This window comes from Pseudomonas sp. SA233, from assembly GCF_054792385.1.
The window spans coordinates 5,318,914-5,343,797 of sequence record NZ_CP096449.1; the positions used below are offsets into that span (position 1 = coordinate 5,318,914).

The following is a 24,884-nucleotide window of genomic DNA, read 5'->3' on the forward strand; positions in this document are numbered from 1 at the left end:
CGACTCCTTTACTTAGCGGTGCAGCTCGGCCGGTTCCGCTACTGGCTTGCCCTGCCCTGCGCGCGGCTTGCACCACAGCAGGTAGGACGCCACCAGGAACACCACCCAGACCACGCCGACGAGCAGTGCCGCCTGGGTATCCGGGAAGTAACCGAGCACGCCAAAGATGAACACCATGAACGCAATGGCCATGGCCGGGCCGTAAGGCCAGAATGGTACCGGGAACTGCAGCTGGGCCACTTGTTCACGGCTCATGCTGCGGCGCATGGCAACTTGGGTGAGCAGGATCATCAGCCACACCCACACGGTGGCGAAGGTGGCGATCGAGGCGATCAGCAGGAACACGTTCTCCGGAATCAGGTAGTTGAGCAGCACGCCGATCAGCAGCGCAGCACCCATCACCACCACGGTCATCCACGGCACGCCGTGCTTCGACAGCTTGCTGAAGCCTCGCGGTGCGTGGCCTTGCTGGGCCAGGCCGTACATCATGCGGCCGGCGCCGAAGATGTCGCTGTTGATGGCCGAGATCGCGGCAGAAATCACCACGATGTTCAGCAGCGCGGCGGCAGAGCCGATGCCCAGGTTACTGAAGATCTGCACGAACGGGCTGCCCTGGCTGCCGATCTGCGGCCATGGGAACAGGCACATCAGCACGAACAGGGTAAGCACGTAGAACAGCAGGATGCGCAGCGGCACGGCGTTGATCGCCTTGGGGATGACCCGCTGCGGGTCCTTGGCCTCACCGGCGGTGACGCCGATGATCTCGATGCCGCCGAACGCGAACATCACCACGGCAAAGGAAGCGATCAGGCCACCCACGCCATTGGGCATGAAGCCGCCGTGGTCGAACAGGTTGCTGACACCCACTGCCTGCCCGGTGCCTACCTGGCTGAAGCCGAAGGCCATGATGCCGAGGCCGGCCAGGATCATCGCCACGATGGCGCCGACCTTGAGCAGCGACAGCCAGAATTCCATTTCGCCAAAGACCTTGACGTTGCACAGGTTGAGGCCGCCGATCAGGAAGACGATGCCCAGCACCCAGATCCAGCGGGCCACTTCCGGGAACCAGAAGCCCATGTAGATACCGAAGGCGGTGACGTCGGCGATGGCGACGATGACCATCTCGAAAGCGTAGGTCCAGCCGAGGATGAAGCCGGCCATGGGGCCGAGGTAGGTGCTGGCGTAGTGGCCGAACGAACCGGCGACCGGGTTGTGCACAGCCATTTCGCCGAGGGCGCGCATGACCATGAACACGGCAGCGCCGCCGATCAGGTAGGCCAGCAGCACCGCCGGGCCGGCCATCTGGATGGCCGAGGCGGAGCCGTAGAACAGGCCGGTGCCGATGGCAGAACCGAGGGCCATGAAGCGGATGTGGCGGGCACTTAGCCCGCGTTTTAGACCTTGAGCTTGTTGCATGTCACGTCCTTAAATTGTTTTTGTGGTCGTGAGATCGAGGGGGGCTGCCTTGCAGCCCTTTCGCAGCACAAGGCTGCTCCTACAAGGGAGCGCGTCGCCTTTGCAGGAGCAGCCTTGCGCTGCGAATGGGCCGCACAGCGGCCCCTGGGGGCATTACAGGCTTGGCAGCACACCAGCCGGCAGCAGGCCGGTCAGGCGACCCTTGGCCAACAGTTCCACGGCCTTTTCGATGTCGGGCGCGAAGAAGCGGTCACGGTCGTAGTGCGGCACCTCGCTGCGCAGCGCCTGGCGCGCCTGCTCCAGCTTGGCCGAAGTTTTCAGGCCCTTGCGCAGGTCCAGGCCCTGGCAGGCGCCCAGCCATTCGATGGCCAGCACGCCACGGGTGTTTTCGGCCATTTCCCACAGGCGCTTGCCGGCAGCCGGGGCCATCGACACGTGGTCTTCCTGGTTGGCCGAGGTCGGCAGGCTGTCGACACTGTGCGGGTGAGACAGGGCCTTGTTCTCGCTGGCCAGGGCAGCAGCGGTGACCTGGGCGATCATGAAGCCCGAGTTGACCCCGCCGTTTTCCACCAGGAACGGCGGCAGCTGGGACATGTGCTTGTCCATCATCAGCGAGATACGGCGCTCGCTGAGCGAGCCGATTTCAGCGATGGCCAGGGCGATGTTGTCGGCGGCCATGGCCACCGGCTCGGCGTGGAAGTTACCGCCGGAAATCACGTCACCTTCGGCAGCGAACACCAGCGGGTTGTCCGACACGGCGTTGGCTTCGATGCCCAGTACCTCGGCGGCCTGGCGCAGCTGGGTCAGGCAGGCGCCCATGACCTGTGGCTGGCAGCGCAGCGAGTAAGGGTCCTGGACCTTGTCGCAGTTCTTGTGCGACAGCGACACTTCGCTGGAGTCGCCCAGCAGGTCACGGAAGCAGGCAGCGGTGTCGATCTGGCCGCGCTGGCCACGCACTTCGTGAATGCGCGCATCGAATGGCGAGCGCGAGCCCAGTGCGGCTTCGACGCTCAGGCCGCCGCAGGCGATGGCAGCGGCGTACAGGTCCTCGCCCTGGAACAGGCCACGCAGGGCATAGGCGGTGGACGCCTGGGTGCCGTTGAGCAGGGCCAGGCCCTCCTTGGCAGCCAGGGTCAGCGGCTCGAGGCCGGCCACGGCCAGGGCTTCGGTGGCTGGCAGCCACTGGCCCTTGTAGCGGGCCTTGCCTTCACCCAGCAGCACCAGCGACATGTGCGCCAGCGGGGCGAGGTCGCCGGAGGCGCCCACCGAACCCTTCAGCGGGATGTGCGGATAGACTTCGGCGTTGACCAGGGCAATCAGCGCGTCGATGACTTTGCGACGGATGCCGGAGAAACCACGGCTGAGGCTGTTGATCTTCAGCACCATGATCAGCCGCACCAGGTCGTCATCCAGCGGCGCGCCGACACCGGCGGCGTGGGACAGCACCAGCGAGCGCTGCAGGTTTTCCAGGTCGTGGCTGGCGATGCGGGTCGAGGCCAGCAGGCCGAAACCGGTGTTGATGCCGTAGGCGGTACGGTCTTCGGCAATGATCTGCTCGACGCAGGCAACGCTGGCGTCGATGGCCGGCGCGGCGCTGGCGTCCAGTTGCAGGCGCACGGGCGCGGCATGGATGGCGCGCAGCTGGGCCAGGGTCAGGGTGCCGGGCTTGAGGGTCAATTCGGTCACTTCACTACTCCAATCGCGTGGAGCCGCAGGCCCGTTTGTGAGTGCCTGCGTGCTCCTTCTTGTTGTTCAGTATCACCCCTCGTGGGGTGCGATCCAAAGCGTGGCGATCAGCCAGTGATCATCGGCAGGTCCAGGCCCTGCTCCTTGGCGCACTCGATGGCGATGTCGTAACCGGCATCGGCATGACGCATCACACCGGTCCCTGGGTCGTTGGTCAGCACGCGAGCGATACGCGCGGCGGCTTCATCGGTACCGTCGCAGACGATGACCATGCCAGAGTGCTGGGAGAAGCCCATGCCTACGCCACCACCGTGGTGCAGCGAAACCCAGGTAGCACCGCCGGCGGTGTTCAGCAGGGCGTTGAGCAGCGGCCAGTCGGAGACAGCGTCGGAACCGTCGCGCATGGCTTCGGTTTCACGGTTGGGGCTGGACACCGAACCGGAGTCCAGGTGGTCACGACCGATCACGATCGGTGCCGACAGCTCGCCGCTGCGTACCATTTCGTTGAACGCCAGGCCCAGCTTGGCGCGCAGGCCCAGACCAACCCAGCAGATACGTGCTGGCAGGCCCTGGAAGCTGATGCGCTCGCGAGCCATGTCCAGCCAGCGGTGCAGGTGGGCGTCGTCGGGGATCAGTTCCTTGACCTTGGCGTCGGTCTTGTAGATGTCTTCGGCATCACCGGACAGCGCCGCCCAGCGGAACGGGCCGATGCCACGGCAGAACAGCGGGCGGATGTAGGCCGGCACGAAGCCAGGGAAGTCGAAGGCATTGGCCACGCCTTCTTCCTTGGCCATCTGGCGGATGTTGTTGCCGTAGTCGAAGGTCGGAACACCCTGCTTCTGGAAATCGAGCATGGCTTGCACGTGCACGGCCATCGACTGCTTGGCGGCCTTGACCACTGCAGCCGGCTCGGTCTGCGCGCGGTCGCGGTACTGTTCCCAGGTCCAGCCGGCTGGCAGGTAACCGTTCAGCGGGTCGTGGGCGCTGGTCTGGTCGGTGACCATGTCCGGGCGCACGCCACGCTTGACCAGCTCTGGCAGGATTTCGGCAGCGTTGCCGTGCAGGGCGATGGAGATGGCCTTGCCTTCGGCGGTGTACTTGGCGATACGTGCCAGAGCGTCGTCGAGGTCAGTGGCCTGCTCGTCGACGTAACGGGTTTCCAGGCGGAAGTCGATACGGCTCTGCTGGCATTCGATGTTCAGCGAGCAGGCACCGGCCAGGGTGGCGGCCAGTGGCTGGGCGCCGCCCATGCCGCCCAGGCCGGCGGTCAGTACCCACTTGCCTTTCAGGCTGCCGCCGTAATGCTGGCGACCGGCTTCGACGAAGGTTTCGTAGGTGCCCTGGACGATGCCCTGGCTACCGATGTAGATCCAGCTGCCGGCGGTCATCTGGCCGTACATGGCCAGGCCCTTGGCGTCCAGTTCGTTGAAGTGTTCCCAGTTGGCCCAGTGCGGCACCAGGTTGGAGTTGGCGATCAGTACGCGCGGGGCGTTGCTGTGGGTCTTGAACACGCCGACCGGCTTGCCCGACTGCACCAGCAGGGTTTCGTCGTCTTCCAGGCGGGTCAGGGTCTCGACGATCTTGTCGTAGCACGCCCAGTTACGGGCAGCGCGGCCGATACCGCCGTACACCACCAGTTCTTTCGGGTTTTCCGCGACCTGTGGATCGAGGTTGTTCATCAGCATGCGCAGTGGCGCTTCGGTCAGCCAGCTTTTGGCAGTCAGCTTGTTGCCACGTGGGGCACGGATTTCAACGTCACGGTATTTGTTGTTGTCGGTCACGGGAAAGGTCCTCTGCGGTCGTCCGCGGGCGGGTATGTCGTGGTAGATATACAAACACACCTTTACTTGTATGTACAAGCATGGACAACCAAAATAATTGGACTTTTCCGCTGAATGGCAAAAGAAATGGGGCCGCTGCGCGGCCCTTCGCGGGCTTGCCCGCTCCCACAGAGAGCTCCACTGCCTTCAAGGCGTGCGCTGTACCTGTGGGAGCGGGCAAGCCCGCGAAGGGCTGCGCAGCAGCCCCCGGCTATTTCAACGTGAAACGAGTTCGATCAGGCAGAACCGCCCCTGCACATCCAACCCCAACAACTGGTCATTGCCCTCCAGCCGCAAGCAGTCATACAACCCCAACCGCTGCGTCTCACGCCCGGCAATACCCACCTCGACCTGGCTGCTGGCAGCGAACAGCAACACCGTCGTCGCTGAACTGTACAAACGGCTGGTGCCATCGAACCACTGCAACCGTGCCCGGTAGCGCTGCGGTGCGTAGATCAGGTTGAAATCGCGGATCGCCCCGCCCAGCAGCTTGCAGCTGACCTGGCTCTCGCCACTGAAGGCAAAGGCATCGAAAGGCAGCAACGGCCGGCTGGCCTGGCCGTCGACCAGCAGGCGCATGCCGTCGCCCTGCAACACGGTGATGATTCGCTGGTAGCCGGCGAAGGCGGAAAAGCCACCGGACTCCTCGATATCGGCAATCGACAAGCGCCAGCCAAAGCCGTCCAGGCCTTCGCCACTGTCGCGGGTGATCTCTTCGGTGAAACCGCCACCGTTCTTCCACGGCATGCGCGGGTAGCCCTGCGCACGCAACAACTGCAGCTGACTCATTTACTGAAACGTCCTTCCAGGCGATGACGGGAACCGGGGTGGATCAGCCGCGCGGCGGTCACCGGCTGGCGGCCGGACCAGGTGCGACGGCGGATCAGCAGGCAGGGCTCGCCCCGCTCGATCTGCAACAGGCGGCATTCTTCCGGCTCGGCCAGGATTGCCTCTACCACGTGCTCACCCTCGGTCAGCGGCGCCACCTGCGACAGGTAGGCGTATGGCGTCTGCCGGGTGAAGTCCTGCTTGAGGTAGTCGGGGGCAATCGCCGCATTGACGTAGCGGTCCTCGATCTGCACCGGCAGGCCGTTCTCGAAATGCACGATCAGCGAGTGGAACACTCGCTGGCCTTCGCGCATGTCCAGGGCCAGGGCCCGCTCGGAACCGGCCGTTTCCTCGGTGAGGGTGATCACCTGGCAGCTATGCTGGTGGCCTCGCGCGGCAATTTCGTCGGCAATGTTGTTGACCTCGAACAGCGCCGAACGCCCCTTGGGCTCGGCCACGAAGGTACCGACCCCTTGCATGCGCACCAGCAGGCCTTCGGCAGTGAGCTCGCGCAGGGCGCGATTGATGGTCATGCGGCTGAAGCCCAGCTCGCTGACCAGTTCGCTCTCCGAGGGTACCCGGTGATGCGGTGGCCAGCTGCCGTTGTCGATCTGCTGGATGATCATCTGTTTGACCCGGGCGTACAGCGGAGCCGGGCCCTCGCCCATCTGGGCAACCAGCGCGGAGACAGGAGGTGTCGGCACGGCGTTGGATCCTTGTGCAAATGGAATGAGCGGTAGCTTGCCGCAGTTTACCCGGCAGGCAAACGCCTGTATATGTATATACAAGTTAACAATAACAGGATTTTTACCGATGTCCGCCTACTTCGCCGAACGCGCCCTGCTGCCCACGGGCTGGGCCAGCCATGTCCGCATCGAGGTCACCAGCGATGGCCATGTGGCCCGCATCGAGTCGGGCGCCTCGGCCAAAGGCGCCGAGCGGCTGGCCGGCCCGCTGCTGCCCGGCATGCCCAATCTGCACTCGCATGCTTTCCAGCGCGCAATGGCAGGGCTGGCGGAAGTCGCCGGCAACCCCAACGACAGTTTCTGGACCTGGCGCGACCTGATGTACCGCCTGGTCGGCCAGATCAGTCCGGAGCAGCTTCAGGTCATCGCCCGCCAGCTGTACATCGAAATGCTCAAGGCCGGCTATACCTCGGTCGCCGAGTTCCACTACGTGCACCATGACCAGGCCGGCAGGGCCTACGCCGACCCGGCCGAACTGTCTCACCGCATCAGTGCGGCTGCAGCCGACAGCGGCATTGGCCTGACCTTGCTGCCGGTGCTATACAGCCACGCAGGCTTCGGCGGCCAAGCCCCGAATGACGGGCAACGGCGCTTCATAAATTCCACTGAACAGTACCTGCAACTGCAAGCGCAGCTGGCCCCGCTGCTGGCCGCGCAACCCGCGCAGCAACTGGGTCTGTGCTTCCATTCGCTGCGCGCGGTGACGCCCGGGCAGATCGCCGAAGTGCTGGCAGCCAGCGACAAACAGTGCCCGGTGCATATCCATATCGCCGAGCAGCAGAAGGAAGTCGACGACTGCCTGGCCTGGAGCGGCCTGCGCCCGTTGCACTGGTTGTACGAACATGTGGATGTGGACCCGCGCTGGTGCCTGGTGCACGCAACCCACGCAGAGCCGGATGAAGTCACCGCCATGGCCCGTAGCGGCGCGGTAGCCGGGCTTTGCCTGACCACCGAGGCCAACCTGGGCGACGGGATTTTCCCGGCAGTGGACTATCTGGCACAGGGTGGGCGCATGGGCATTGGTTCGGACAGCCATGTGTCGCTGAGCGTGGTGGAAGAACTGCGCTGGCTGGAATACGGCCAGCGGCTGCGCGACCAGCGGCGTAACCGCCTGTATCGCGGCGACCAGCCGATGGTCGGGCGGACGTTGTATGACGCGGCTCTGGCGGGCGGTGCGCAGGCGCTGGGCCAGGCGGTCGGGGAACTGGCCGTGGGCAAGCGCGCCGACTGGCTGGTGCTCGATGGGCAGGACCCTTACATCGCCATGGCCGTTGGGGATGCGATTCTCAACCGCTGGCTGTTTGCCGGCGGCGATCGCCAGGTGCGGGATGTGATGGTGAATGGGCAGTGGGTGGTGCGCCAGGGGCGGCATGCGCAGGAAGAGCAAAGCGCGCTGGCGTTTGCCAAAGTACTGCGGCAGCTTTTGGGCTGATCTGCCGGCAGTTCTATCGCATTCGCGGGTGAACCCGCTCCCACAGGTCAGGCGCTGAAATCAGATGCGGTGCAGTACCTGTGGGAGCGGGTTTACCCGCGAACACCGGCGAAGCCGGTGCCATACATCGCGGTTGCGAGTAGGCTCACACCCACAACTACTCTGAACCTCAGTGCATCTTGACGATTTGCTGGTCCGACGCGCGCCAGATCAGCCGGCTGGTGTCATAACCCTGCTGCCGGGCCTTGGACATCAGGTTCTCGCGCTCCCAGGCTGGTAGCGTCGGCGTACGCGACAGCAGCCACAAGTGCTTGCGGTCCGGGCTGCCGACCACCGCCGTGCGATAGCGATCATCCACATACAGAATCCAGTACTCGCCCCTCGCCACCCCTGGCACCAGTTTGGTGAACCAGTTGTCGAACTCGACCCACAACTTGTCGGTGTGCCCTGGCTCCTGGATGTTCGCATGCCCTTCGGCGCGCAGCCATTCGTCACCCATGGTGCGGCAGCGGTTGAGCACGCCGAGGCTACCATCGAGCCTGAGGTTGTAGTGCGCTTCGGACTGCTCACAGCCGGTCTGGTAGCGCATTGGCAGGCGCGCCAGTTCGTACCACTTGCCCTGGTAGCGCTTGAGGTCGATGTTGCCCGCGGTCTTCGGCGCCAGCGGGTCGTGTACGGAGCCGGCACAACCGCCCAGCAGCAACGCCAGGCATACCCCCATCAGCAGATACACGCGCCTCATTTGAGACCCTGCCCTGAATACATGAGCACCTTGTCAGCCGCGTACTGCACACTGATGAAGCTCTTCTCGTCCCCCCAGGTGCAGCTGCTCATCCCCAGCGCGCCAGAGCACTCGGTCGGCGTGCCGAGCAGCTGCTCGACCTCGGCCTTGTTCATACCGGCCTTGATCTTGGAATAGTTTTCCTGATTGATCTTGCTGCAGGCAGTCAGGACGACGCACAGCGACAACAGGGCGAGGGAACGCAACGACATGAAGGACACTCCTGGAGAGGGGATACAGGCGAGTGGCCTGCAGTGACCTTCGACGGTAAAAACCCTCCCAGGTTCCCTGCTCCCCCTCCTCTACCCCTACGCCATTGGTCGGATGGCCACTACTGTGCGATTAATCACAAAGAATTATCCCGCCCAAACAAAAAGGCCGCCCCTACGTACTGTAGGAGCAGCCTTGTGCTGCGAAAGGGCCGGTAAGGCCAACAGGGATGCATGGGCAGCGAGGGACACTTCGCAGCACAAGGCTGCTCCTACAACGATCCCGACAACCCTGGAATCAGAACCTGGACCCAGGCTCCAGCAAAAAGTCCATCTCTTCGCTGGTACTCGGCCGCTCCAGCACCAGATTGCGGTGCGGGAAGCGCCCGAAACGGGCAATTACCCGCTGGTGCTGCTCGGCATAGTCGAGAAAGCCTTCGAACAACCGGCGGTTGGCTTCGGGTTGCTCGTCCAGCAGCACCTGGTAGCGCTCGACGCACAGGTTCTGCCAGTCCAGCACTTCGGCATGTTCCAGAACCAGCAGCACGAACACCCGCTGTATCGGCAGCAGCTGGTAATCCCAGTTCTTCTGCAAACCCTGCATCGCCACCACCTGGGCACGCCGGTCGCCCTCGAAGGCACGCGGCGTGTCGCGGTAGATCATGCGCGGCAACTGGTCCAGCAGGATCAGCAGGCCCAGCCAGCCCTGCGGGCTTTGCTGCCACTCGTCGAGCCCACCCGCCAGGGCATGCTCGACCAGGTCGCCAAACAGCGCATGGGCGTCGGCATCATGATGCTTGCCGAACCACAGCGTGCTCTTCTCGTCAGCCACGGCCTGGGGACTGGTGCCCCAACCGAACCACCACTCCAGCAACGGCTGCCAAGGTGCGAGCATGACTTACTCCTTGTGGTAGGCGGTGACGCGCTCGACCTCTTCCTTCGAGCCGAGGATTACCGACACACGCTGGTGCAGGCTTTCTGGCTGGATGTCGAGGATGCGATCGTAACCGTTGGTGGAGGCGCCGCCGGCCTGTTCGATGATGAAGGACATCGGGTTGGCTTCGTACATCAGGCGCAGCTTGCCCGGCTTGCTCGGTTCGCGGGCGTCACGTGGGTACATGAACAGGCCGCCACGGGTCAGGATGCGGTGTACGTCGGCCACCATCGAGGCGATCCAGCGCATGTTGTAGTTTTTCTTCAGCGGGCCGGTCTCGCCTGCCAGCAGTTCGCCCACGTAACGCTGAACCGGGGCTTCCCAGTGGCGCTGGTTGGACATGTTGATGGCGAATTCTGCGGTAGTTTCCGGCACGCGAATGTTTTCGTGGGTGAGGACGAAGCTGCCCAGTTCGCGGTCCAGGGTGAAGCCCTTGACGCCGTTGCCCAGGGTCAGGATCAGCATGGTCTGCGGGCCGTAGATGGCGTAACCGGCGGCGACCTGCTGGGTGCCTGGTTGCAGGAAGGCTTTTTCGTTCAGGGTTTCGTTCTGGCTCAGGTATTCGTTAGGGCAACGCAGTACCGAGAAGATGGTGCCGACCGAAACGTTGACGTCAATGTTGGACGAGCCGTCCAGCGGGTCGAATACCAGCAGGTAGGCGCCTTTCGGGTACTTGCCCGGGATCTGGTAGGCGTTGTCCATTTCTTCGGAAGCCATGCCGGCCAGGTGGCCGCCCCACTCGTTGGCTTCCAGCAGGATATCGTTGGAAATCACGTCCAGTTTCTTCTGGACTTCGCCCTGCACGTTTTCAGTGCCCATGCTGCCCAGCACGCCACCGAGGGCGCCTTTGGACACGTGATGGCTGATTTCCTTGCACGCACGCGCCACCACTTCGATCAGGAAGCGCAGATCGGCAGGGGTATTGTTGCTGCGGGTCTGCTCAATCAGATAGCGACTAAGGGTAACGCGGGACATGTATGGCTCCGAAAGGATTGGGGGAGAAAAACCCCCGCAGTTTACAGGGAGAGTTGCAGGCTAGCGAGTGATGAGACTCGCAACGGCTCTCAGACGGCACAATAGGTCGGTAGTTCAGCGCGCGCCAGGCCGGTGGTCTGGTTGTGGGCCCATTCGCGGGCACGCCCGCTCCCACAGGGACTGCACAAGATTTCCAAGGTTGTGCAAATCCTGGGGGAGCGGGCGTGCCCACGAAAAGGCCGGCACAGGCTTACCTCAATCCAGAGCCTTCCAGATCTCGCTGGCATATTCCCGAATGGTCCGGTCCGAGGAGAACCAGCCCATCCGCGCGGTATTCAGCACCGCCATGCGCCACCATTCCTGCGGCGTGTGCCACAGCTCCTCGACCCGTCGCTGGGCATCCCAGTAGGCATCGAAATCGGCACACACCAGGAAGCGGTCATGAGCCACCAGCCCGTCGATCAGCGCGCTGTAGCGCGACGGGTCGTCCGGTGAGAACACCCCGCTGCGAACAGCCTGCAACACATCGTTCAGGCGGCTGGACGCGGCAATCGCCGCACTGGCGCCAAAGTCACCGTCGCGCCGCCTGGCCTCCACCTGCTGCGCGGTAAGGCCGAAGATGAACATGTTTTCGGTACCCACCTGCTCGCTCATCTCGACATTGGCACCATCCAGGGTACCGATGGTCAACGCGCCGTTCAGGCCGAACTTCATGTTGCTGGTGCCGGACGCTTCGTAACCGGCGGTGGAAATCTGCTCGGAAAGGTCCGCCGCCGGGATGATGCTTTCAGCCAGACTGACGTTGTAGTTGGGCAGGAACACCACCTTCAGCAGGCCGCGCACGGTGGGGTCGTTGTTCACCACCCGGGCGATGTCGTTGGCCAGCTTGATGATCAGCTTGGCCTGGTGATAGCTGGCCGCGGCCTTGCCGGCGAAGATCTTCACCCGCGGCACCCAGTCGGTACCGGGGTCGTTGCGCATGGCCTGGTACAACGCCACGGTGTGCAGCAGGTTGAGCAACTGGCGCTTGTATTCGTGGATGCGCTTGACCTGCACGTCGAACAACGCCTCGGGGTTCACCGTAACGCCCAGGCGGTCCTGGATGATGCTGGCCAGGGCACGCTTGCTGTGCAGGCGCTGCGCGGCGAACTGCTTGCGGAAACCGCTCTTGTCGGCGAACGGTACCAGATTGGCCAGGCGTCCTTCGGGGTCGTCCAGCAGCTCAGGGCCCAGCGCCTCGATCAGCATCGCGGTCAGCTGCGGGTTGGACTGGTACAGCCAGCGGCGGAAAGTAATGCCATTGGTCTTGTTGTTGATCCGTTGCGGGTAGAGCTTGTGCAGCTCGGCGAACACCGTGCTTTTCATCAGCTTGCTGTGCAGCGCCGACACACCGTTGACGCTGTGCGAGCCGAGGAACGCCAGGTTGCCCATGCGCACCCGGCGGCCATTGTCTTCCTCGATCAACGACACAGCCCGCAACACGTCGAAGTCGTGCAGGCCTTTCGCCCGCAGCGCGTCGATGTGGTAGGCGTTGATCAGGTAGATGATCTGCATGTGCCGCGGCAGCATGCGTTCCATCAGCGCCACCGGCCAGGTTTCCAGGGCTTCGGGCAGCAAGGTGTGGTTGGTGTAGGCCAGGGTGCCGACGGTCAGCTCCCAGGCGGTATCCCAAGGGATCTCATGCTGGTCGACCAGCAGGCGCATCAGCTCGGCCACGGCGATCGACGGGTGGGTGTCGTTGAGCTGGATGGCCGCCGCATCCGGCAGGTTGAGCAGGTTGTCGTGCATGTTCAGATGGCGGCGCAGCAGGTCCTGCAACGAAGCCGAGACGAAGAAGTATTCCTGGCGCAGGCGCAGTTCCTGGCCCGCCTCGGTGCTGTCGGCCGGGTACAGCACCCGCGAAATGCTTTCGGCCCGTGCCACCTCGGCCACCGCGCCCAGGTGGTCGCCGGCATTGAAGCGTTCCAGGTGCAGCTCTTCCAGCGCCCGCGCACGCCACAGGCGCAGGGTATTGACGCTGGCCCCGCGCCAACCGACCACCGGGGTATCGTAGGCCACCGCCCGCACGGTCTCGCCCGGCCACCACACCTGACGCTGCTGGCCGTGGGTGTCGTGCACCGTTTCGACGCTGCCGCCAAAGCTGATGGGGTAGATCACCTCGGCGCGCTCGAACTCCCAGGGGTTGCCGAAGTCGAGCCAGTTCTCGGTCTGCTCCTGCTGCCAGCCATCGACCATGGCCTGACGGAACAGCCCGTGCTCATAGCGGATGCCATAACCGTGAGCAGCGATGCCCAGGGTCGACATGCTCTCCATGAAGCACGCCGCCAGGCGGCCCAGGCCACCGTTGCCCAGCGCAGCATCGGGCTCGAGCAGGCGAATGCGCTCCAGGTCCACGTTCAGCCCTTCCAATGCGTCGCGGGCAATGTCGAGCAGGCCCAGGTTGCTCAGGCTGTCATACAGCAGCCGGCCGATGAGGAATTCGAGAGAAAGGTAATAGACCCGCTTCTGGCTGCGGCGATACGCCTGGCGGGTGTGGTCCATCCAGTGATCGACCATGTGATCGCGCGCGGCCAGGGCGATGGCCTCGAACCAGTCGTGGTCGAAGGCGTGCTCTGGGTCCTTGCCAACCGCGTAGGTCAGCTTGTCCAGTACAGCGGCGCGAAATTCGGCCACCTCGGCGTCACGAGCTTTGGGTTCCTGGGACATGCGGCATCCTCGGGCAAGTTGACGAAAACGGAGGGAGACTGTTGAGCCTAGACCCTTCGACAGGGAGTGACAGTTAGCGTTCGCAGTTTTCATGCCCACTTTGCGATTCCGGCAAAAGGTTGTTCATAAATTGAACAATTCCGGTATCATCGCGCGCCCCAAGACCGTGATACACCCCATAAAGATGAAAACGACCCTGATCGCCGCAGCCGAAGTCGACCGCCTGGAGACCTGGCAGCGCTACACCAGCAACATGTGCCATGGCTGCCATTCGACCTGCTGCACCCTGCCGGTGGAGGTGAAGATCAAGGATCTGATCCGTATCGGTGTGGTCGACGAGTTCGAGAAAGACGAACCGCCGAAGAACATCGCCAAGCGCCTGCAGAAGGACGGCATCATCGAACGCTTCAACCAGAAGTCGGGGATCTTCACCCTGACCCGGATGAGCAATGATGACTGCCTGTATCTGGATCGTAAAAGCCGGCTGTGCACCATTTATGACAAGCGGCCGGATACTTGCCGCAACCACCCCAAGGTCGGGCCGCGGCCAGGTTATTGTGCGTACAAGCCCAAGGTGGTCGGGCGCTGATCGCTAGCCTTCAAGGGCCTCTTCGCGGGCTTGCCCGCTCCCACAAGGGGCGCGCAAATCATGGGTTCAGCGACACACCTGTGGGAGCGGGCAAGCCCGCGAAGGGCCGCAAAGCGGCCACTGCTGGCCAATTATGTGCCAAGCCAGATTTCTACTTTCCGCCAGAGGGAAAGCTCCTGCACGCACCACCCTGCTCCGCCGGTGGATGTTCGGGATAGGTCTGCGGCAGCACGCTGACCGGGCTGGTCGCGATAAAGCCATCAGCAAACTTCGCTTCGACGAACTGCGCCTGCCATCCCACCGCCGGCGGCGTGCGCTGCAGGGTGAAACTCTGCATGGGAGCGAGCGTCTCGGATTGGTAGCGCACCCCGCAGGCAAAACGGAAGTCGCGGTCCTGGCTGTTACTCGCCGTCCAGACCTTAACCGCCACTGGCGGCTCGGAGAATTCGACGCTCATCTGCCCGCCTTGCCCGTTCGGCGACACCTGCACGCTTGGCAGAGGGGCCCCATCGCGCAAGCGCGACACCGCAGGTACCAAGGTACTGACTACCGCTTGACGCACCCCGCCATGGTCGGAGTTCGGCAATACCCTGAGGCTGGTCTGACCCGGCAGGCGCTGCTGATAATCGGTGACCGGGTCAGGGGCGAAGAAATCGTCACCACTGGCGGACACCAAGTACTTGGGAATGGCCAGACGCTGCCTTTTCTCGTTCAGGTACTGCATCGGGTCCATCATCGCCATCAGCTGCTCGAAAGCCGGGGTGCCCAGCTGTTGCAGGACACCAGCCTGCTGGTAGGAACCCAGCGCCAGGGGCCAGTGACCACCATAGCGCTTGCGCAATCCGGCCAGCATGTCCGAAGTATCCGCGACGTCGATCACACTGGGCACGATGGCCATCACCCGCTCATCGGCCAATGCCGTGAGCCATGCGCTCCAGCCGCGCTTGGAGGCACCCGTGATAATGAAGCGGTCCACCGTGAGCCCTTGCCCTGCCAGCTCTTGCTCGGCCAGATCCATCGCCCGGCTTGCCGCCGCGGCCATCGGCACGTGCAGTGGCAATTCCGGCGCGGCGCCGCGAAGCGCATGAGCCCAGGTATGGGCCACGGCGTCATCCTCGCGCAAGGGCTTCTCGTTATCGTTGAAGGTCACGTACTGATTGGGCACATCGCTGATCATGACCACGGCCATCCGTGCCTTGAGGGCGACTTCGCGCAATGCCTCGCGGGTATAGTCCGGGGTTTGCGCCGGTCCGAACCGTACACCGTTGTTCACCACCAGCAAGGCTTTGCCGGGCACGGCATTGTGCGGGATATGCAGCTCGACATCATGCTCCCAGCGGCGCGGCTCAACCACCGGCGCTGGTTCCCAAACCTGCGAAACCATCTGCAAGCGACGGAACGCATACCCAGGCTCGGAGGCTTGCTCGAGCAATACGGCTTCCAAGGGTGCCTGACGCACCTTGCCAATATGGCACTGGACAACATCCTGCGGACGCAGGCTGGCACAATCCTGCAGGGTGCAAGCCTGCAAGCCAGCCATCAGGCAGGGGATGGCCAGCGCTAAACGGTAATTCATGTGCATGCTTCCTGCTTCGAGAAAGCACTTCACGCTATGCATCACAACAAGCGCGCACAAGTCGCAAAAGGCCGTGAAAGATGCCACCTACATCAGCTTGAGATATCACCTACAAAAACCTGCGTCAGACAAACAAAAACGCCCCCGGCCTTTCGACCGGGGGCGTTTTCGTTTCAGCTCAAGCTAGACGATCAAGCTTTGGCTTTCTTGGCAGCGCGGGTACGCTCGCCTTCGTCCAGGATCTTCTTGCGCAGGCGGATCGACTTCGGAGTCACTTCGCACAGCTCGTCGTCCTGGATGAATTCCAGGGCCTGTTCCAGGGTGTGGCGAACCGGCGGTACCAGGGCGATGACTTCGTCTTTGCCCGAAGCACGCATGTTGTCGAGCTTCTTGCCTTTGGTCGGGTTCACGCCCAGGTCGTTGTCACGGCTGTTCAGGCCGATGATCTGACCGTTGTAGATGTCCTGGCCGTGCTCGATGAACAGCTTGCCGCGAGCCTGCAGGGTTTCCAGCGAGTAGGTCAGCGCCTTGCCGGTCTCGATCGAAACCAGTACACCGTTCAGACGACCGGACATCTGGCCGGCTTTCATGGTGTCGTAGCGATCGAAGATCGAGGTCAGGATGCCAGCACCGTTGGTCAGGGTCAGGAACTGGTTACGGAAACCGATCAGACCACGAGCAGGTACGTTGTACTCCAGACGTACACGGCCTTTGCCATCCGGCGCCATGTTGGTCAGGTCGCCCTTACGCAGGCCCATTTCTTCCATGACCTTGCCCTGGGATTCTTCAGGGATGTCGATGGTGACGTTCTCGAACGGCTCCTGCTTCACGCCGTTGACTTCGCGGATGATCACTTCAGGGCGGCCTACAGCCATCTCGAAGCCTTCACGACGCATGGTTTCGATCAGAACCGACAGGTGCAGCTCACCACGGCCGGAAACCTTGAACTTGTCAGCCGAGTCGCCTTCTTCAACGCGCAGTGCAACGTTGTACAGCAGCTCTTTGTCCAGACGTTCCTTGATGTTACGGCTGGTGACGAACTTGCCTTCCTTGCCGCAGAACGGCGAGTCGTTGACCTGGAAGGTCATCGAAACGGTCGGCTCGTCAACGGTCAGTGGCTTCATCGCCTCGACGTTGTTCATGTCGCACAGAGTGTCGGAGATGAACAGCTCGTCGAAACCGCTGATGCAGACGATGTCGCCAGCCTGGGCTTCTTCAACGTCGACGCGGTGCAGGCCGTGGTGGCCCATCAGCTTGAGGATACGGCCGTTACGCTTCTTGCCTTCGGTGTCGATGGCAACAACCGGGGTGTTCGGCTTGATACGACCACGGGCGATACGGCCAACGCCGATAACACCGAGGAAGCTGTTGTAGTCCAGAGCGGAGATCTGCATCTGGAACGGGCCATCGACGTCAACGTTCGGCGCCGGTACGTTGTCGACGATCGACTGGTACAGCGGGGTCATGTCTTCGGCCATGTCGGTGTGGTCCAGACCGGCGATGCCGTTCAGGGCCGAGGCGTAGACAACCTGGAAGTCCAGCTGATCATCGGTGGCACCGAGGTTGTCGAACAGGTCGAAGATCTGGTCCAGAACCCAGTCAGGACGCGCACCCGGGCGGTCAACCTTGTTGATCACGACGATCGGCTTCAGGCCAGCTTCGAAAGCCTTCTTGGTCACGAAGCGGGTTTGCGGCATCGGGCCGTCCTGGGCATCGACCAGCAGCAGCACGGAGTCGACCATCGACATTACACGCTCAACCTCGCCACCGAAGTCGGCGTGGCCGGGGGTGTCGACGATGTTGATGTGGTAGCCGTTCCAGTTGATGGCGGTGTTTTTCGCCAGGATGGTAATGCCGCGCTCTTTTTCCTGGTCGTTGGAGTCCATCACGCGCTCGTCGTTGAGCTCGTTACGCTCCAGGGTGCCGGACTGGCGCAGGAGTTTGTCGACCAGGGTGGTTTTACCATGGTCAACGTGGGCGATGATGGCGATGTTACGCAGATTTTCGATCACAACTGTATCTCGATCAGAGGATTCGGTTGCCGCCAGTGTAGGCGGCGAATATGTACGGTTTGAGGCTCAGCGGGCCCGGTGGTCGGGAGGGCGATGGCGGATGCTGCCGCCATACAGCCCTGGCGTCTTATGCCGGACGATAAACACGCACATTGGCATGTCCCTCACTGAGCAGGTGGTGTGCGTGCAGACGGCTCATCACACCTTTGTCGCAATACAGCAAGTACTGGCGGTTGGCATCCAGCTGCTTGAACTTGCTGTTGATGGCATAGAACGGCATGGCCTGGACTTCGATACCGTCCAGCACCAGAGGTTCGTCTTCCTGGGCATCGGGGTGACGAATGTCGATGACGATCTGGCCGGGCAGCGCCTCGGTCACTTCCTCGATTTCGATGTCCTTGCCCAGTTCGTCGATCACATGGTCGATGGAGATCAACCGGGCGCGTTCCAGGGCGCGCTCCAGCACGGCCATGTCGAACTGCTTCTCTTCATGCTCCATGCGGTGGCGCTTGGCGTGGGTGGTCGGGTTTACCGAGATCACGCCGCAGTATTCTGGCATGTGCTTGGCGAAGTCGGCAGTGCCGATCGCGTAGGCCTGGTCGATGATGTCCTGCTTGTGGCTGGCCAGCAGGGGGCGCAGCACCAGCTTGTCGGTGGCCGAGTCGATGATCGACAGGTTCGGCAAGGTCTGGCTGGACACCTGGGAAATCGCTTCGCCGGTGACCAGGGCATCGATCTCCAGGCGGTCGGCCATGTGCGCGGCACCACGCAGCATCATGCGTTTGAGGGTCACGCCCATGTAGCTGTTGTCGACCTTGTTCAGAATCTCGCCGACCACTTCCTCGAACGGCACGCTGATGAACAGCACGCGCTGGCTGCTGCCGAACTTCTTCCACAGGTAGTGAGCCACTTCCATCACGCCCAGCTCGTGGGCACGGCCACCGAGGTTGAAGAAGCAGAAGTGGGTCATCAGGCCGCGGCGCATCATCTGATAAGCCGCCACGGTGGAGTCGAAGCCACCGGACATCAGTACCAGTGTCTGCTCCAGGGCGCCCAGCGGGTAGCCGCCGATGCCCTGGTGCTGGTTATGGATCACGTACAGGCGCTGGTCACGGATTTCGATGCGCACCAGGACTTCCGGGTTTTTCAGCTCGATGCCGGCGGCGCCGCACTGCTGGCGCAGCTGGCTGCCGACGTAACGGTCGACGTCCATCGAGGTGAAGTCGTGGTGACCACCGCGCTTGCAGCGCACGGCGAAGTGCTTGCCGGCCAGCAGGTGGCCGAAGTGCTGCTTGCACTTGGCGACGATGTCATCGAAGTCGCCGAGCGGGTATTCCTCTACCTGCAGGAAGTGGGTGATACCCGGGGTGCAGGTGAGGCGCTCGATCATCTCGCGCTGGACCTTTTCGTCTTCGACGCGGGTGACCACTTCGAGATTGTCCCAGACACCATCGACCACGAGCTCAGGATCGAGGTCCTTGAGCACGTTGCGGATGTTCTTGCCGAGCTGGCGGATGAAGCGCTTGCGCACCGGCCGGCTCTTGATGGTGATTTCTGGGAAGACTTTGACGATAAGTTTCATTGGTTAACAGCGCGCGCAGGGCCTGCCGAAAATGAGGGGCGCGAATTATAGCGGAAATTGCTCAGGATTTGACCAACTTTTGTACAGAAGGTCGGATTTATATTGCCTGCACCGGCCTCATCGCCGGCAAGCCAGCTCCCACAGGCTATCCACAGTCCTCAAGACCTGCGCCCTACCTGTGGGAGCTGGCTTGCCGGCGATGAGGCCCCCAAAGAAAGCACACAACTCAAGCAATGCACACTATTGGTGCACTGCTACCAAAATTCGCATCTTAAAAGTGCACTTTTCCCCAGCACCCCACTCCCAGATGCCCGCAAACGCCCCCTTTTATCCCGCCCTCGCCATTTTCGGGCACTGGCATGCAATTTGCTCCCTTGTGAGGCAGGTAAGCTTGGCCGACTATCCGCGCCCGGCAACACCCTTTTTCCAGGGCAGCGGCCCACCGCGCTCTAGACCATCCGGAGGACAACATGTCGAAGTCGGTTCAACTCATCAAAGATCATGACGTCAAGTGGATTGATCTGCGTTTCACGGACACCAAAGGCACTCAGCACCACGTGACCATGCCGGCGCGTGATGCACTGGAAGACGACTTCTTCGAAGTCGGCAAGATGTTCGACGGTTCCTCCATCGCTGGCTGGAAAGGCATCGAAGCCTCCGACATGATCCTGATGCCGGTCGACGAAACTGCCGTACTGGACCCGTTCACCGAAGAGCCGACCCTGATCCTCACCTGCGACATCGTCGACCCGTCGAGCATGCAAGGCTACGATCGTGACCCTCGCGCCATTGCCAAGCGCGCCGAAGAGTACCTGAAGAGCACCGGCATCGGTGACACCGTATTCGCAGGCCCGGAGCCAGAGTTCTTCATCTTCGACGAAGTGAAGTTCCAGTCGGACATCTCCGGCTCGATGTTCAAGATCTTCTCCGAGCAAGGCTCGTGGATGACCGGCGCTGACGTGGAAGGCGGCAACAAAGGCCACCGTCCAGGCGTGAAGGGCGGCTACTTCCCGGTTCCGCCGTTCGACCACGACCACGAAATCCGTACTGCCATGTGCAACGCACTGGAAGAAATGGGCCAGACCGTCGAAGTTCACCACCACGAAGTGGCGACTGCCGGCCAGAACGAAATCGGCGTCAAGTTCAACACCCTGGTGAAGAAGGCTGACGAAGTACAGGCGCTGAAGTACGTCGTGCACAACGTTGCCGACGCCTACGGCCGCACCGCCACCTTCATGCCGAAGCCACTGTACGGCGACAACGGCTCGGGCATGCACGTGCACATGTCGATCTGGAAAGACGGCAAGAACACCTTCTCGGGTGAAGGCTATGCCGGCCTGTCCGACACCGCCCTGTACTTCATCGGCGGTATCATCAAGCACGGTAAGGCCCTGAACGGCTTCACCAACCCGTCGACCAACTCCTACAAGCGTCTGGTCCCAGGCTTCGAAGCCCCGGTAATGCTGGCCTACTCGGCTCGCAACCGTTCCGCCTCGATCCGTATTCCTTACGTCGGCAGCCCGAAAGCCCGCCGTATCGAAGCTCGCTTCCCGGACCCATCGGCCAACCCATACCTGGCCTTCGCGGCCCTGCTGATGGCCGGCCTGGACGGTATCCAGAACAAGATCCACCCAGGCGATGCTGCCGACAAGAACCTGTACGACCTGCCGCCTGAAGAGGCCAAGGACATCCCGCAGGTTTGCGGCAGCCTGAAGGAAGCTCTGGAAGAGCTGGACAAGGGCCGTGCGTTCCTGACCAAGGGCGGCGTGTTCTCCGACGACTTCATCGATGCCTTCATCGAGCTGAAGAGCGAAGAAGAAATCAAGGTCCGCACCTTCGTTCACCCGCTGGAATACGAGCTGTACTACAGCTGCTGATCTGATCGGCGCCTCACGCCGATGACATGATCACGAACGGCCTCCTTCGGGAGGCCGTTTTCGTTTCCGTGGCTGCCTCATCGATTTCATACAGAACCGGCAGATGCCGCTGACATTTCGCCGCCCCCTCAGCACGCAGGGTAGGCGTCCCTTCAGTCAAAGGACATCACGCCATGCGCAAACTTCTACCTGCAATGATTACCGTATCCGCCCTCCTCACCGGCTGCGCCAGCAATGGCACCGCGCCAGGCCAGGCAACGTCACAGGTGCTTCACCGCGCCACCGGCAGTTGGGACGGTACTCCCTATCTCGATTACCCCGAAGGACGACCAGTGCTGTCGCTTGTGAAAGTCAGCATTCCTGCCCACACCACCCTTGGCTGGCACTGTCACCAGGCACTCAATCTAGGCTATCTGACCGAGGGGCGACTCGAGGTGGAAACCCGTGACGGCAAGCGCACAAGCCTGGTTGCAGGCCAGACGCTGGCCGAACTTCAAGGGGAAGTGCACCGCGGGCACACCACTGCGCAACCCGCCACTGTCATGGTGTTCCACGCAAGCAATGAAGACCTGGGGTTTTCAACGCCAGAAGCCGAATGCCCGCCAACTGTGCGATAAACCCTGAAACCACCTATGCTCCATATTGGTGCATGCTGTGGACTAACGCCCCCGAATGCATCCCAAAAGCGATCACATGAACCGTTTAATCAGTTCATTCTGGTGCGATTTTTCCCGTTTCCAGGGCTTTATCGGCAAATTCCGCTTCTTTTCGGAGCCTTGGTTTGGTTCTTGCATTTTTTGCCCAAAGACTGGAATCAGCGGATCCACCGCGCGCCCGACCATGGCCGCGCCCATGCCCGACACGCGCCAAAAGAGGTCGACGACGCCCTATGACCATCAGCGATGCCCAGCACCGTCTACTTCTGGACAACCTGACCACCGCCACGCTGCTGCTCAACGCCGAGCTGCGCCTGGAGTACATGAACCCGGCCGCGGAAATGCTTCTGGCAGTGAGTGGCCAGCGCAGCCATGGGCAGTTCATCAGCGAGCTGTTCACCGAGTCGACCGAAGCGCTCAGCTCGCTGCGCCAGGCGGTCGAGCAGGCGCACCCGTTTACCAAGCGCGAAGCGCAGCTCACCTCGCTGACCGGGCAGACCATCACCGTCGACTACGCGGTTACGCCGATCCTGCACCAGGGCCAGACCCTGCTGCTGCTCGAGGTGCACCCGCGCGACCGGCTGCTGCGCATCACCAAGGAAGAAGCCCAGCTGAGCAAGCAGGAAACCACAAAGATGCTGGTGCGCGGCCTGGCCCACGAAATCAAGAACCCCCTTGGCGGCATCCGCGGCGCAGCCCAGCTGCTGGCCCGCGAGCTGCCTGAAGAAGGCCTGCGCGACTACACCAACGTGATCATCGAGGAAGCCGACCGCCTGCGTAACCTGGTCGACCGCATGCTCGGCTCGAACAAGCTGCCGTCGCTGGCCATGACCAACATCCACGAAGTGCTTGAGCGGGTTTGCAGCCTGGTCGAGGCCGAAAGCCAGGGTTGCATCACTTTGGTGCGCGATTATGACCCCAGCCTGCCTGACGTATTGGTCGACCGCGAGCAGATGATCCAGGCCGTACTCAACATCGTGCGCAATGCCATGCAGGCGATCAGTTCGCAGAACGAACTGCGCCTGGGCCGCATCACCCTGCGCAGCCGTGCCCTGCGCCAGTTCACCATCGGCCATGTGCGCCATCGCCTTGTGGCGAGGGTGGAGATCATCGACAACGGCCCGGGCATCCCGCCGGAACTGCAGGACACCCTTTTCTATCCCATGGTCAGCGGTCGCCCGGACGGTACCGGGCTGGGCCTGGCCATTACCCAGAACATCATCAGCCAGCACCAGGGCCTGATCGAGTGTGAAAGCCATGCAGGCCACACCGCATTCTCGATCTACCTGCCCCTGGAACAAGGAGCCACCGCCTCATGAGCCGAAGTGAAACCGTATGGATCGTCGACGATGATCGCTCCATCCGCTGGGTCCTGGAAAAAGCCCTGCAACAGGAAGGCATGACCACCCAGAGCTTCGATAGCGCCGATGGCGTGATGGGCCGCCTGGCACGCCAGCAACCTGACGTGATCATTTCCGACATCCGCATGCCGGGTACCAGCGGCCTCGACCTGCTGGCACAGATCCGTGAGCAGCACCCGCGCCTGCCGGTCATCATCATGACCGCCCACTCCGACCTGGACAGCGCCGTTGCGTCGTACCAGGGCGGTGCATTCGAGTACCTGCCCAAGCCATTCGATGTGGACGAGGCGGTCTCGCTGGTCAAGCGCGCCAACCAGCACGCCCAGGAGCAACAAGGGCTGGATGTGCCGCAGAGCCTGGCGCGCACCCCGGAAATCATCGGTGAAGCACCGGCAATGCAGGAGGTGTTCCGCGCCATCGGCCGCCTCAGCCACTCCAACATCACCGTGCTGATCAACGGTGAGTCCGGTACCGGCAAGGAGCTGGTGGCCCACGCCCTGCACCGCCACAGCCCGCGTGCGGCCTCACCGTTCATCGCCCTGAACATGGCAGCCATCCCCAAGGACCTGATGGAGTCCGAGCTGTTCGGCCATGAAAAGGGCGCCTTCACCGGCGCCGCCAACCTGCGCCGAGGGCGCTTCGAGCAGGCCGACGGCGGCACCCTGTTCCTCGACGAGATCGGCGACATGCCCGCCGACACACAGACCCGCCTGCTGCGAGTGCTGGCCGATGGCGAGTTCTACCGCGTGGGCGGCCACGTACCGGTCAAGGTCGATGTGCGCATCATCGCCGCCACTCACCAGAACCTAGAGTCGCTGGTGCAGGCCGGCAAGTTCCGCGAGGACTTGTTCCACCGCCTGAACGTGATCCGCATCCACATTCCACGGCTGGCCGACCGCCGCGAGGATATCCCCGCCCTCGCCCGCCACTTCCTCGCCCGCGCCGCCCAGGAACTGGCGGTCGAGCCGAAGATCCTCAAGCCGGAAACCGAGGAATTCATTCGCAATCTGCCGTGGCCGGGCAACGTACGGCAGATGGAGAACACTTGCCGCTGGATCACCGTGATGGCCTCCAGCCGCGAAGTGCTGATCGGCGACCTGCCGCCGGAGCTGCTGAACCTGCCACAGGACGCCGCACCAGTAACCAACTGGGAGCAGGCCCTGCGCCAGTGGGCCGACCAGGCGTTGGCGCGTGGGCAGACCAGCCTGCTGGACAGCGCAGTGCCGAGCTTCGAGCGGATCATGATCGAGACGGCGCTCAAGCACACCGCTGGCCGTCGGCGCGATGCGGCACTGTTGCTGGGTTGGGGACGCAACACCCTGACGCGCAAGATCAAGGAGCTGGGGATGAATGTGGCGGGGGGCGATGATGAGGAAGGTGACGAGCACTGAGTTCCAGGTAAACCCATAGTTCTCTGGGGCTGCTGCGCAGCCCATCGCGACACAAGGCCGCTCCTACAGGAGAACGCGATCCCCTGTAGGAGCGGCCTTGTGTCGCGATGGGCCGCAAAGCGGCCCCAAACATTTCAGCCCTTCGATGCACCGATCCTGTGCCCGATGCACCTCACTAAGGCACAAATCCCCTCAAAAAACGGCCAATTCACCCTGAAAGCCCAGATTCACGGGCTTTTCAAAACTGGCACGCCCCCTGCAATAAACAATACATATCCAGTTTCGGGGGCCCTGGTACAGGCAGGCC

At 62.5% G+C, this 24,884-nt stretch carries 19 protein-coding genes; 6 read left to right on the forward strand and 13 right to left on the reverse strand.

Annotated features, from left to right (window positions below; genetic code table 11):
- Positions 1 to 12 precede the first annotated feature (12 nt).
- The 5 genes from M1D87_RS24400 to hutC form a co-directional block, all read right to left on the reverse strand.
- On the reverse strand, positions 13 to 1,416 hold the full coding sequence (locus M1D87_RS24400; protein ID WP_123085579.1) for an amino acid permease: 1,404 nt from the start codon (positions 1,414 to 1,416) through the stop codon (positions 13 to 15).
- Positions 1,417 to 1,569: 153 nt separating this feature from the next.
- Positions 1,570 to 3,102, reverse strand: coding sequence for a histidine ammonia-lyase (gene hutH / locus M1D87_RS24405; protein WP_003259868.1), 1,533 nt, complete (start codon positions 3,100 to 3,102; stop codon positions 1,570 to 1,572).
- 107 nt (positions 3,103 to 3,209) lie between these two features.
- Entirely contained in the window at positions 3,210 to 4,883 is a 1,674-nt protein-coding gene (gene hutU / locus M1D87_RS24410) for a urocanate hydratase (RefSeq protein ID WP_039612503.1), read from the reverse strand.
- 255 nt (positions 4,884 to 5,138) lie between these two features.
- Positions 5,139 to 5,711, reverse strand: coding sequence for a HutD/Ves family protein (locus tag M1D87_RS24415; protein ID WP_123085577.1), 573 nt, complete (start codon positions 5,709 to 5,711; stop codon positions 5,139 to 5,141).
- Entirely contained in the window at positions 5,708 to 6,418 is a 711-nt protein-coding gene (gene hutC, locus M1D87_RS24420) for a histidine utilization repressor (RefSeq protein WP_177328633.1), read from the reverse strand. Before hutC ends, M1D87_RS24415 begins: the two co-directional genes overlap by 4 nt.
- A 145-nt stretch (positions 6,419 to 6,563) precedes the next feature.
- Here hutC and M1D87_RS24425 point away from each other — a divergent pair, with 145 nt between their 5' ends.
- A complete protein-coding gene (locus tag M1D87_RS24425) occupies positions 6,564 to 7,928 on the forward strand; it encodes a formimidoylglutamate deiminase (RefSeq protein ID WP_421091506.1) in 1,365 nt (454 codons plus the stop codon).
- A 169-nt stretch (positions 7,929 to 8,097) separates the two neighbouring features.
- Here M1D87_RS24425 and M1D87_RS24430 read toward each other — a convergent pair whose 3' ends face one another.
- The 5 genes from M1D87_RS24430 to M1D87_RS24450 form a co-directional block, all read right to left on the reverse strand.
- On the reverse strand, positions 8,098 to 8,670 hold the full coding sequence (locus tag M1D87_RS24430) for a lipocalin family protein (RefSeq protein WP_003259870.1): 573 nt from the start codon (positions 8,668 to 8,670) through the stop codon (positions 8,098 to 8,100).
- Positions 8,667 to 8,921 (reverse strand): outer membrane protein assembly factor BamE domain-containing protein, encoded by a 255-nt coding sequence (gene bamE, locus M1D87_RS24435; RefSeq protein WP_003249234.1) that lies wholly within the window; start codon positions 8,919 to 8,921, stop codon positions 8,667 to 8,669. Before bamE ends, M1D87_RS24430 begins: the two co-directional genes overlap by 4 nt.
- Positions 8,922 to 9,216: 295 nt before the next feature.
- Complete coding sequence (locus tag M1D87_RS24440; RefSeq protein WP_013974567.1) at positions 9,217 to 9,813, reverse strand: DUF924 family protein; 597 nt, start codon at positions 9,811 to 9,813, stop codon at positions 9,217 to 9,219.
- Positions 9,814 to 9,816: 3 nt separating this feature from the next.
- On the reverse strand, positions 9,817 to 10,827 hold the full coding sequence (locus tag M1D87_RS24445; RefSeq protein ID WP_013974568.1) for a class 1 fructose-bisphosphatase: 1,011 nt from the start codon (positions 10,825 to 10,827) through the stop codon (positions 9,817 to 9,819).
- A 255-nt stretch (positions 10,828 to 11,082) separates the two neighbouring features.
- On the reverse strand, positions 11,083 to 13,533 hold the full coding sequence (locus M1D87_RS24450) for a glycogen/starch/alpha-glucan phosphorylase (RefSeq protein ID WP_038410198.1): 2,451 nt from the start codon (positions 13,531 to 13,533) through the stop codon (positions 11,083 to 11,085).
- A gap of 184 nt (positions 13,534 to 13,717) precedes the next feature.
- Here M1D87_RS24450 and M1D87_RS24455 point away from each other — a divergent pair, with 184 nt between their 5' ends.
- Positions 13,718 to 14,122, forward strand: a complete 405-nt coding sequence (locus M1D87_RS24455) for a YkgJ family cysteine cluster protein (RefSeq protein WP_003259873.1) — start codon at positions 13,718 to 13,720, stop codon at positions 14,120 to 14,122.
- Positions 14,123 to 14,273: 151 nt separating this feature from the next.
- On the opposite strand, the gene M1D87_RS24460 is transcribed toward M1D87_RS24455, so the two are convergent.
- The 3 genes from M1D87_RS24460 to thiI all read right to left on the reverse strand — a co-directional run bounded on the left by M1D87_RS24460 (position 14,274) and on the right by thiI (position 19,292).
- On the reverse strand, positions 14,274 to 15,698 hold the full coding sequence (locus M1D87_RS24460; RefSeq protein ID WP_123085575.1) for a PhoPQ-activated pathogenicity-related family protein: 1,425 nt from the start codon (positions 15,696 to 15,698) through the stop codon (positions 14,274 to 14,276).
- Between the two features lie 191 nt (positions 15,699 to 15,889).
- Positions 15,890 to 17,710 (reverse strand): translational GTPase TypA, encoded by a 1,821-nt coding sequence (gene typA / locus M1D87_RS24465; RefSeq protein WP_003259874.1) that lies wholly within the window; start codon positions 17,708 to 17,710, stop codon positions 15,890 to 15,892.
- A 127-nt stretch (positions 17,711 to 17,837) separates the two neighbouring features.
- Positions 17,838 to 19,292 (reverse strand): tRNA uracil 4-sulfurtransferase ThiI, encoded by a 1,455-nt coding sequence (gene thiI / locus M1D87_RS24470; RefSeq protein WP_013974574.1) that lies wholly within the window; start codon positions 19,290 to 19,292, stop codon positions 17,838 to 17,840.
- 470 nt (positions 19,293 to 19,762) lie between these two features.
- Here thiI and glnA point away from each other — a divergent pair, with 470 nt between their 5' ends.
- The 4 genes from glnA (at position 19,763) to ntrC (ending at position 24,577) form a co-directional block, all read left to right on the forward strand.
- Positions 19,763 to 21,169: a type I glutamate--ammonia ligase gene (gene glnA / locus M1D87_RS24475; RefSeq protein WP_013974575.1), complete on the forward strand. Its 1,407-nt coding sequence runs from the start codon at positions 19,763 to 19,765 to the stop codon at positions 21,167 to 21,169.
- Positions 21,170 to 21,342: 173 nt separating this feature from the next.
- Positions 21,343 to 21,786: a cupin domain-containing protein gene (locus M1D87_RS24480; RefSeq protein WP_052261023.1), complete on the forward strand. Its 444-nt coding sequence runs from the start codon at positions 21,343 to 21,345 to the stop codon at positions 21,784 to 21,786.
- Positions 21,787 to 22,058: 272 nt separating this feature from the next.
- Entirely contained in the window at positions 22,059 to 23,144 is a 1,086-nt protein-coding gene (glnL, locus tag M1D87_RS24485; protein ID WP_013974577.1) for a nitrogen regulation protein NR(II), read from the forward strand.
- The gene (gene ntrC, locus M1D87_RS24490; RefSeq protein WP_013974578.1) at positions 23,141 to 24,577 is read left to right on the forward strand and encodes a nitrogen regulation protein NR(I); all 1,437 of its coding nucleotides are present in this window, start codon (positions 23,141 to 23,143) and stop codon (positions 24,575 to 24,577) included. The genes glnL and ntrC overlap by 4 nt, the downstream gene beginning before the upstream one ends.
- Positions 24,578 to 24,884: the final 307 nt, after the last annotated feature.

Bases quoted from the DNA above. Each gene is read 5' to 3' on its own strand.
- hutC (WP_177328633.1), bottom strand. From the start codon at position 6,418: ATGGGCGAGGGCCCGGCTCCGCTGTACGCCCGGGTCAAACAGATGATC.
- M1D87_RS24455 (WP_003259873.1), top strand. From the start codon at position 13,718: ATGAAAACGACCCTGATCGCCGCAGCCGAAGTCGACCGCCTGGAGACC.
- glnA (WP_013974575.1), top strand. From the start codon at position 19,763: ATGTCGAAGTCGGTTCAACTCATCAAAGATCATGACGTCAAGTGGATT.
- M1D87_RS24415 (WP_123085577.1), bottom strand. From the start codon at position 5,711: ATGAGTCAGCTGCAGTTGTTGCGTGCGCAGGGCTACCCGCGCATGCCG.
- M1D87_RS24480 (WP_052261023.1), top strand. From the start codon at position 21,343: ATGCGCAAACTTCTACCTGCAATGATTACCGTATCCGCCCTCCTCACC.
- M1D87_RS24400 (WP_123085579.1), bottom strand. From the start codon at position 1,416: ATGCAACAAGCTCAAGGTCTAAAACGCGGGCTAAGTGCCCGCCACATC.
- M1D87_RS24460 (WP_123085575.1), bottom strand. From the start codon at position 15,698: ATGAATTACCGTTTAGCGCTGGCCATCCCCTGCCTGATGGCTGGCTTG.
- glnL (WP_013974577.1), top strand. From the start codon at position 22,059: ATGACCATCAGCGATGCCCAGCACCGTCTACTTCTGGACAACCTGACC.
- M1D87_RS24425 (WP_421091506.1), top strand. From the start codon at position 6,564: ATGTCCGCCTACTTCGCCGAACGCGCCCTGCTGCCCACGGGCTGGGCC.
- bamE (WP_003249234.1), bottom strand. From the start codon at position 8,921: ATGTCGTTGCGTTCCCTCGCCCTGTTGTCGCTGTGCGTCGTCCTGACT.
- ntrC (WP_013974578.1), top strand. From the start codon at position 23,141: ATGAGCCGAAGTGAAACCGTATGGATCGTCGACGATGATCGCTCCATC.
- M1D87_RS24445 (WP_013974568.1), bottom strand. From the start codon at position 10,827: ATGTCCCGCGTTACCCTTAGTCGCTATCTGATTGAGCAGACCCGCAGC.
- M1D87_RS24440 (WP_013974567.1), bottom strand. From the start codon at position 9,813: ATGCTCGCACCTTGGCAGCCGTTGCTGGAGTGGTGGTTCGGTTGGGGC.
- M1D87_RS24450 (WP_038410198.1), bottom strand. From the start codon at position 13,533: ATGTCCCAGGAACCCAAAGCTCGTGACGCCGAGGTGGCCGAATTTCGC.
- M1D87_RS24430 (WP_003259870.1), bottom strand. From the start codon at position 8,670: ATGAGGCGCGTGTATCTGCTGATGGGGGTATGCCTGGCGTTGCTGCTG.
- thiI (WP_013974574.1), bottom strand. From the start codon at position 19,292: ATGAAACTTATCGTCAAAGTCTTCCCAGAAATCACCATCAAGAGCCGG.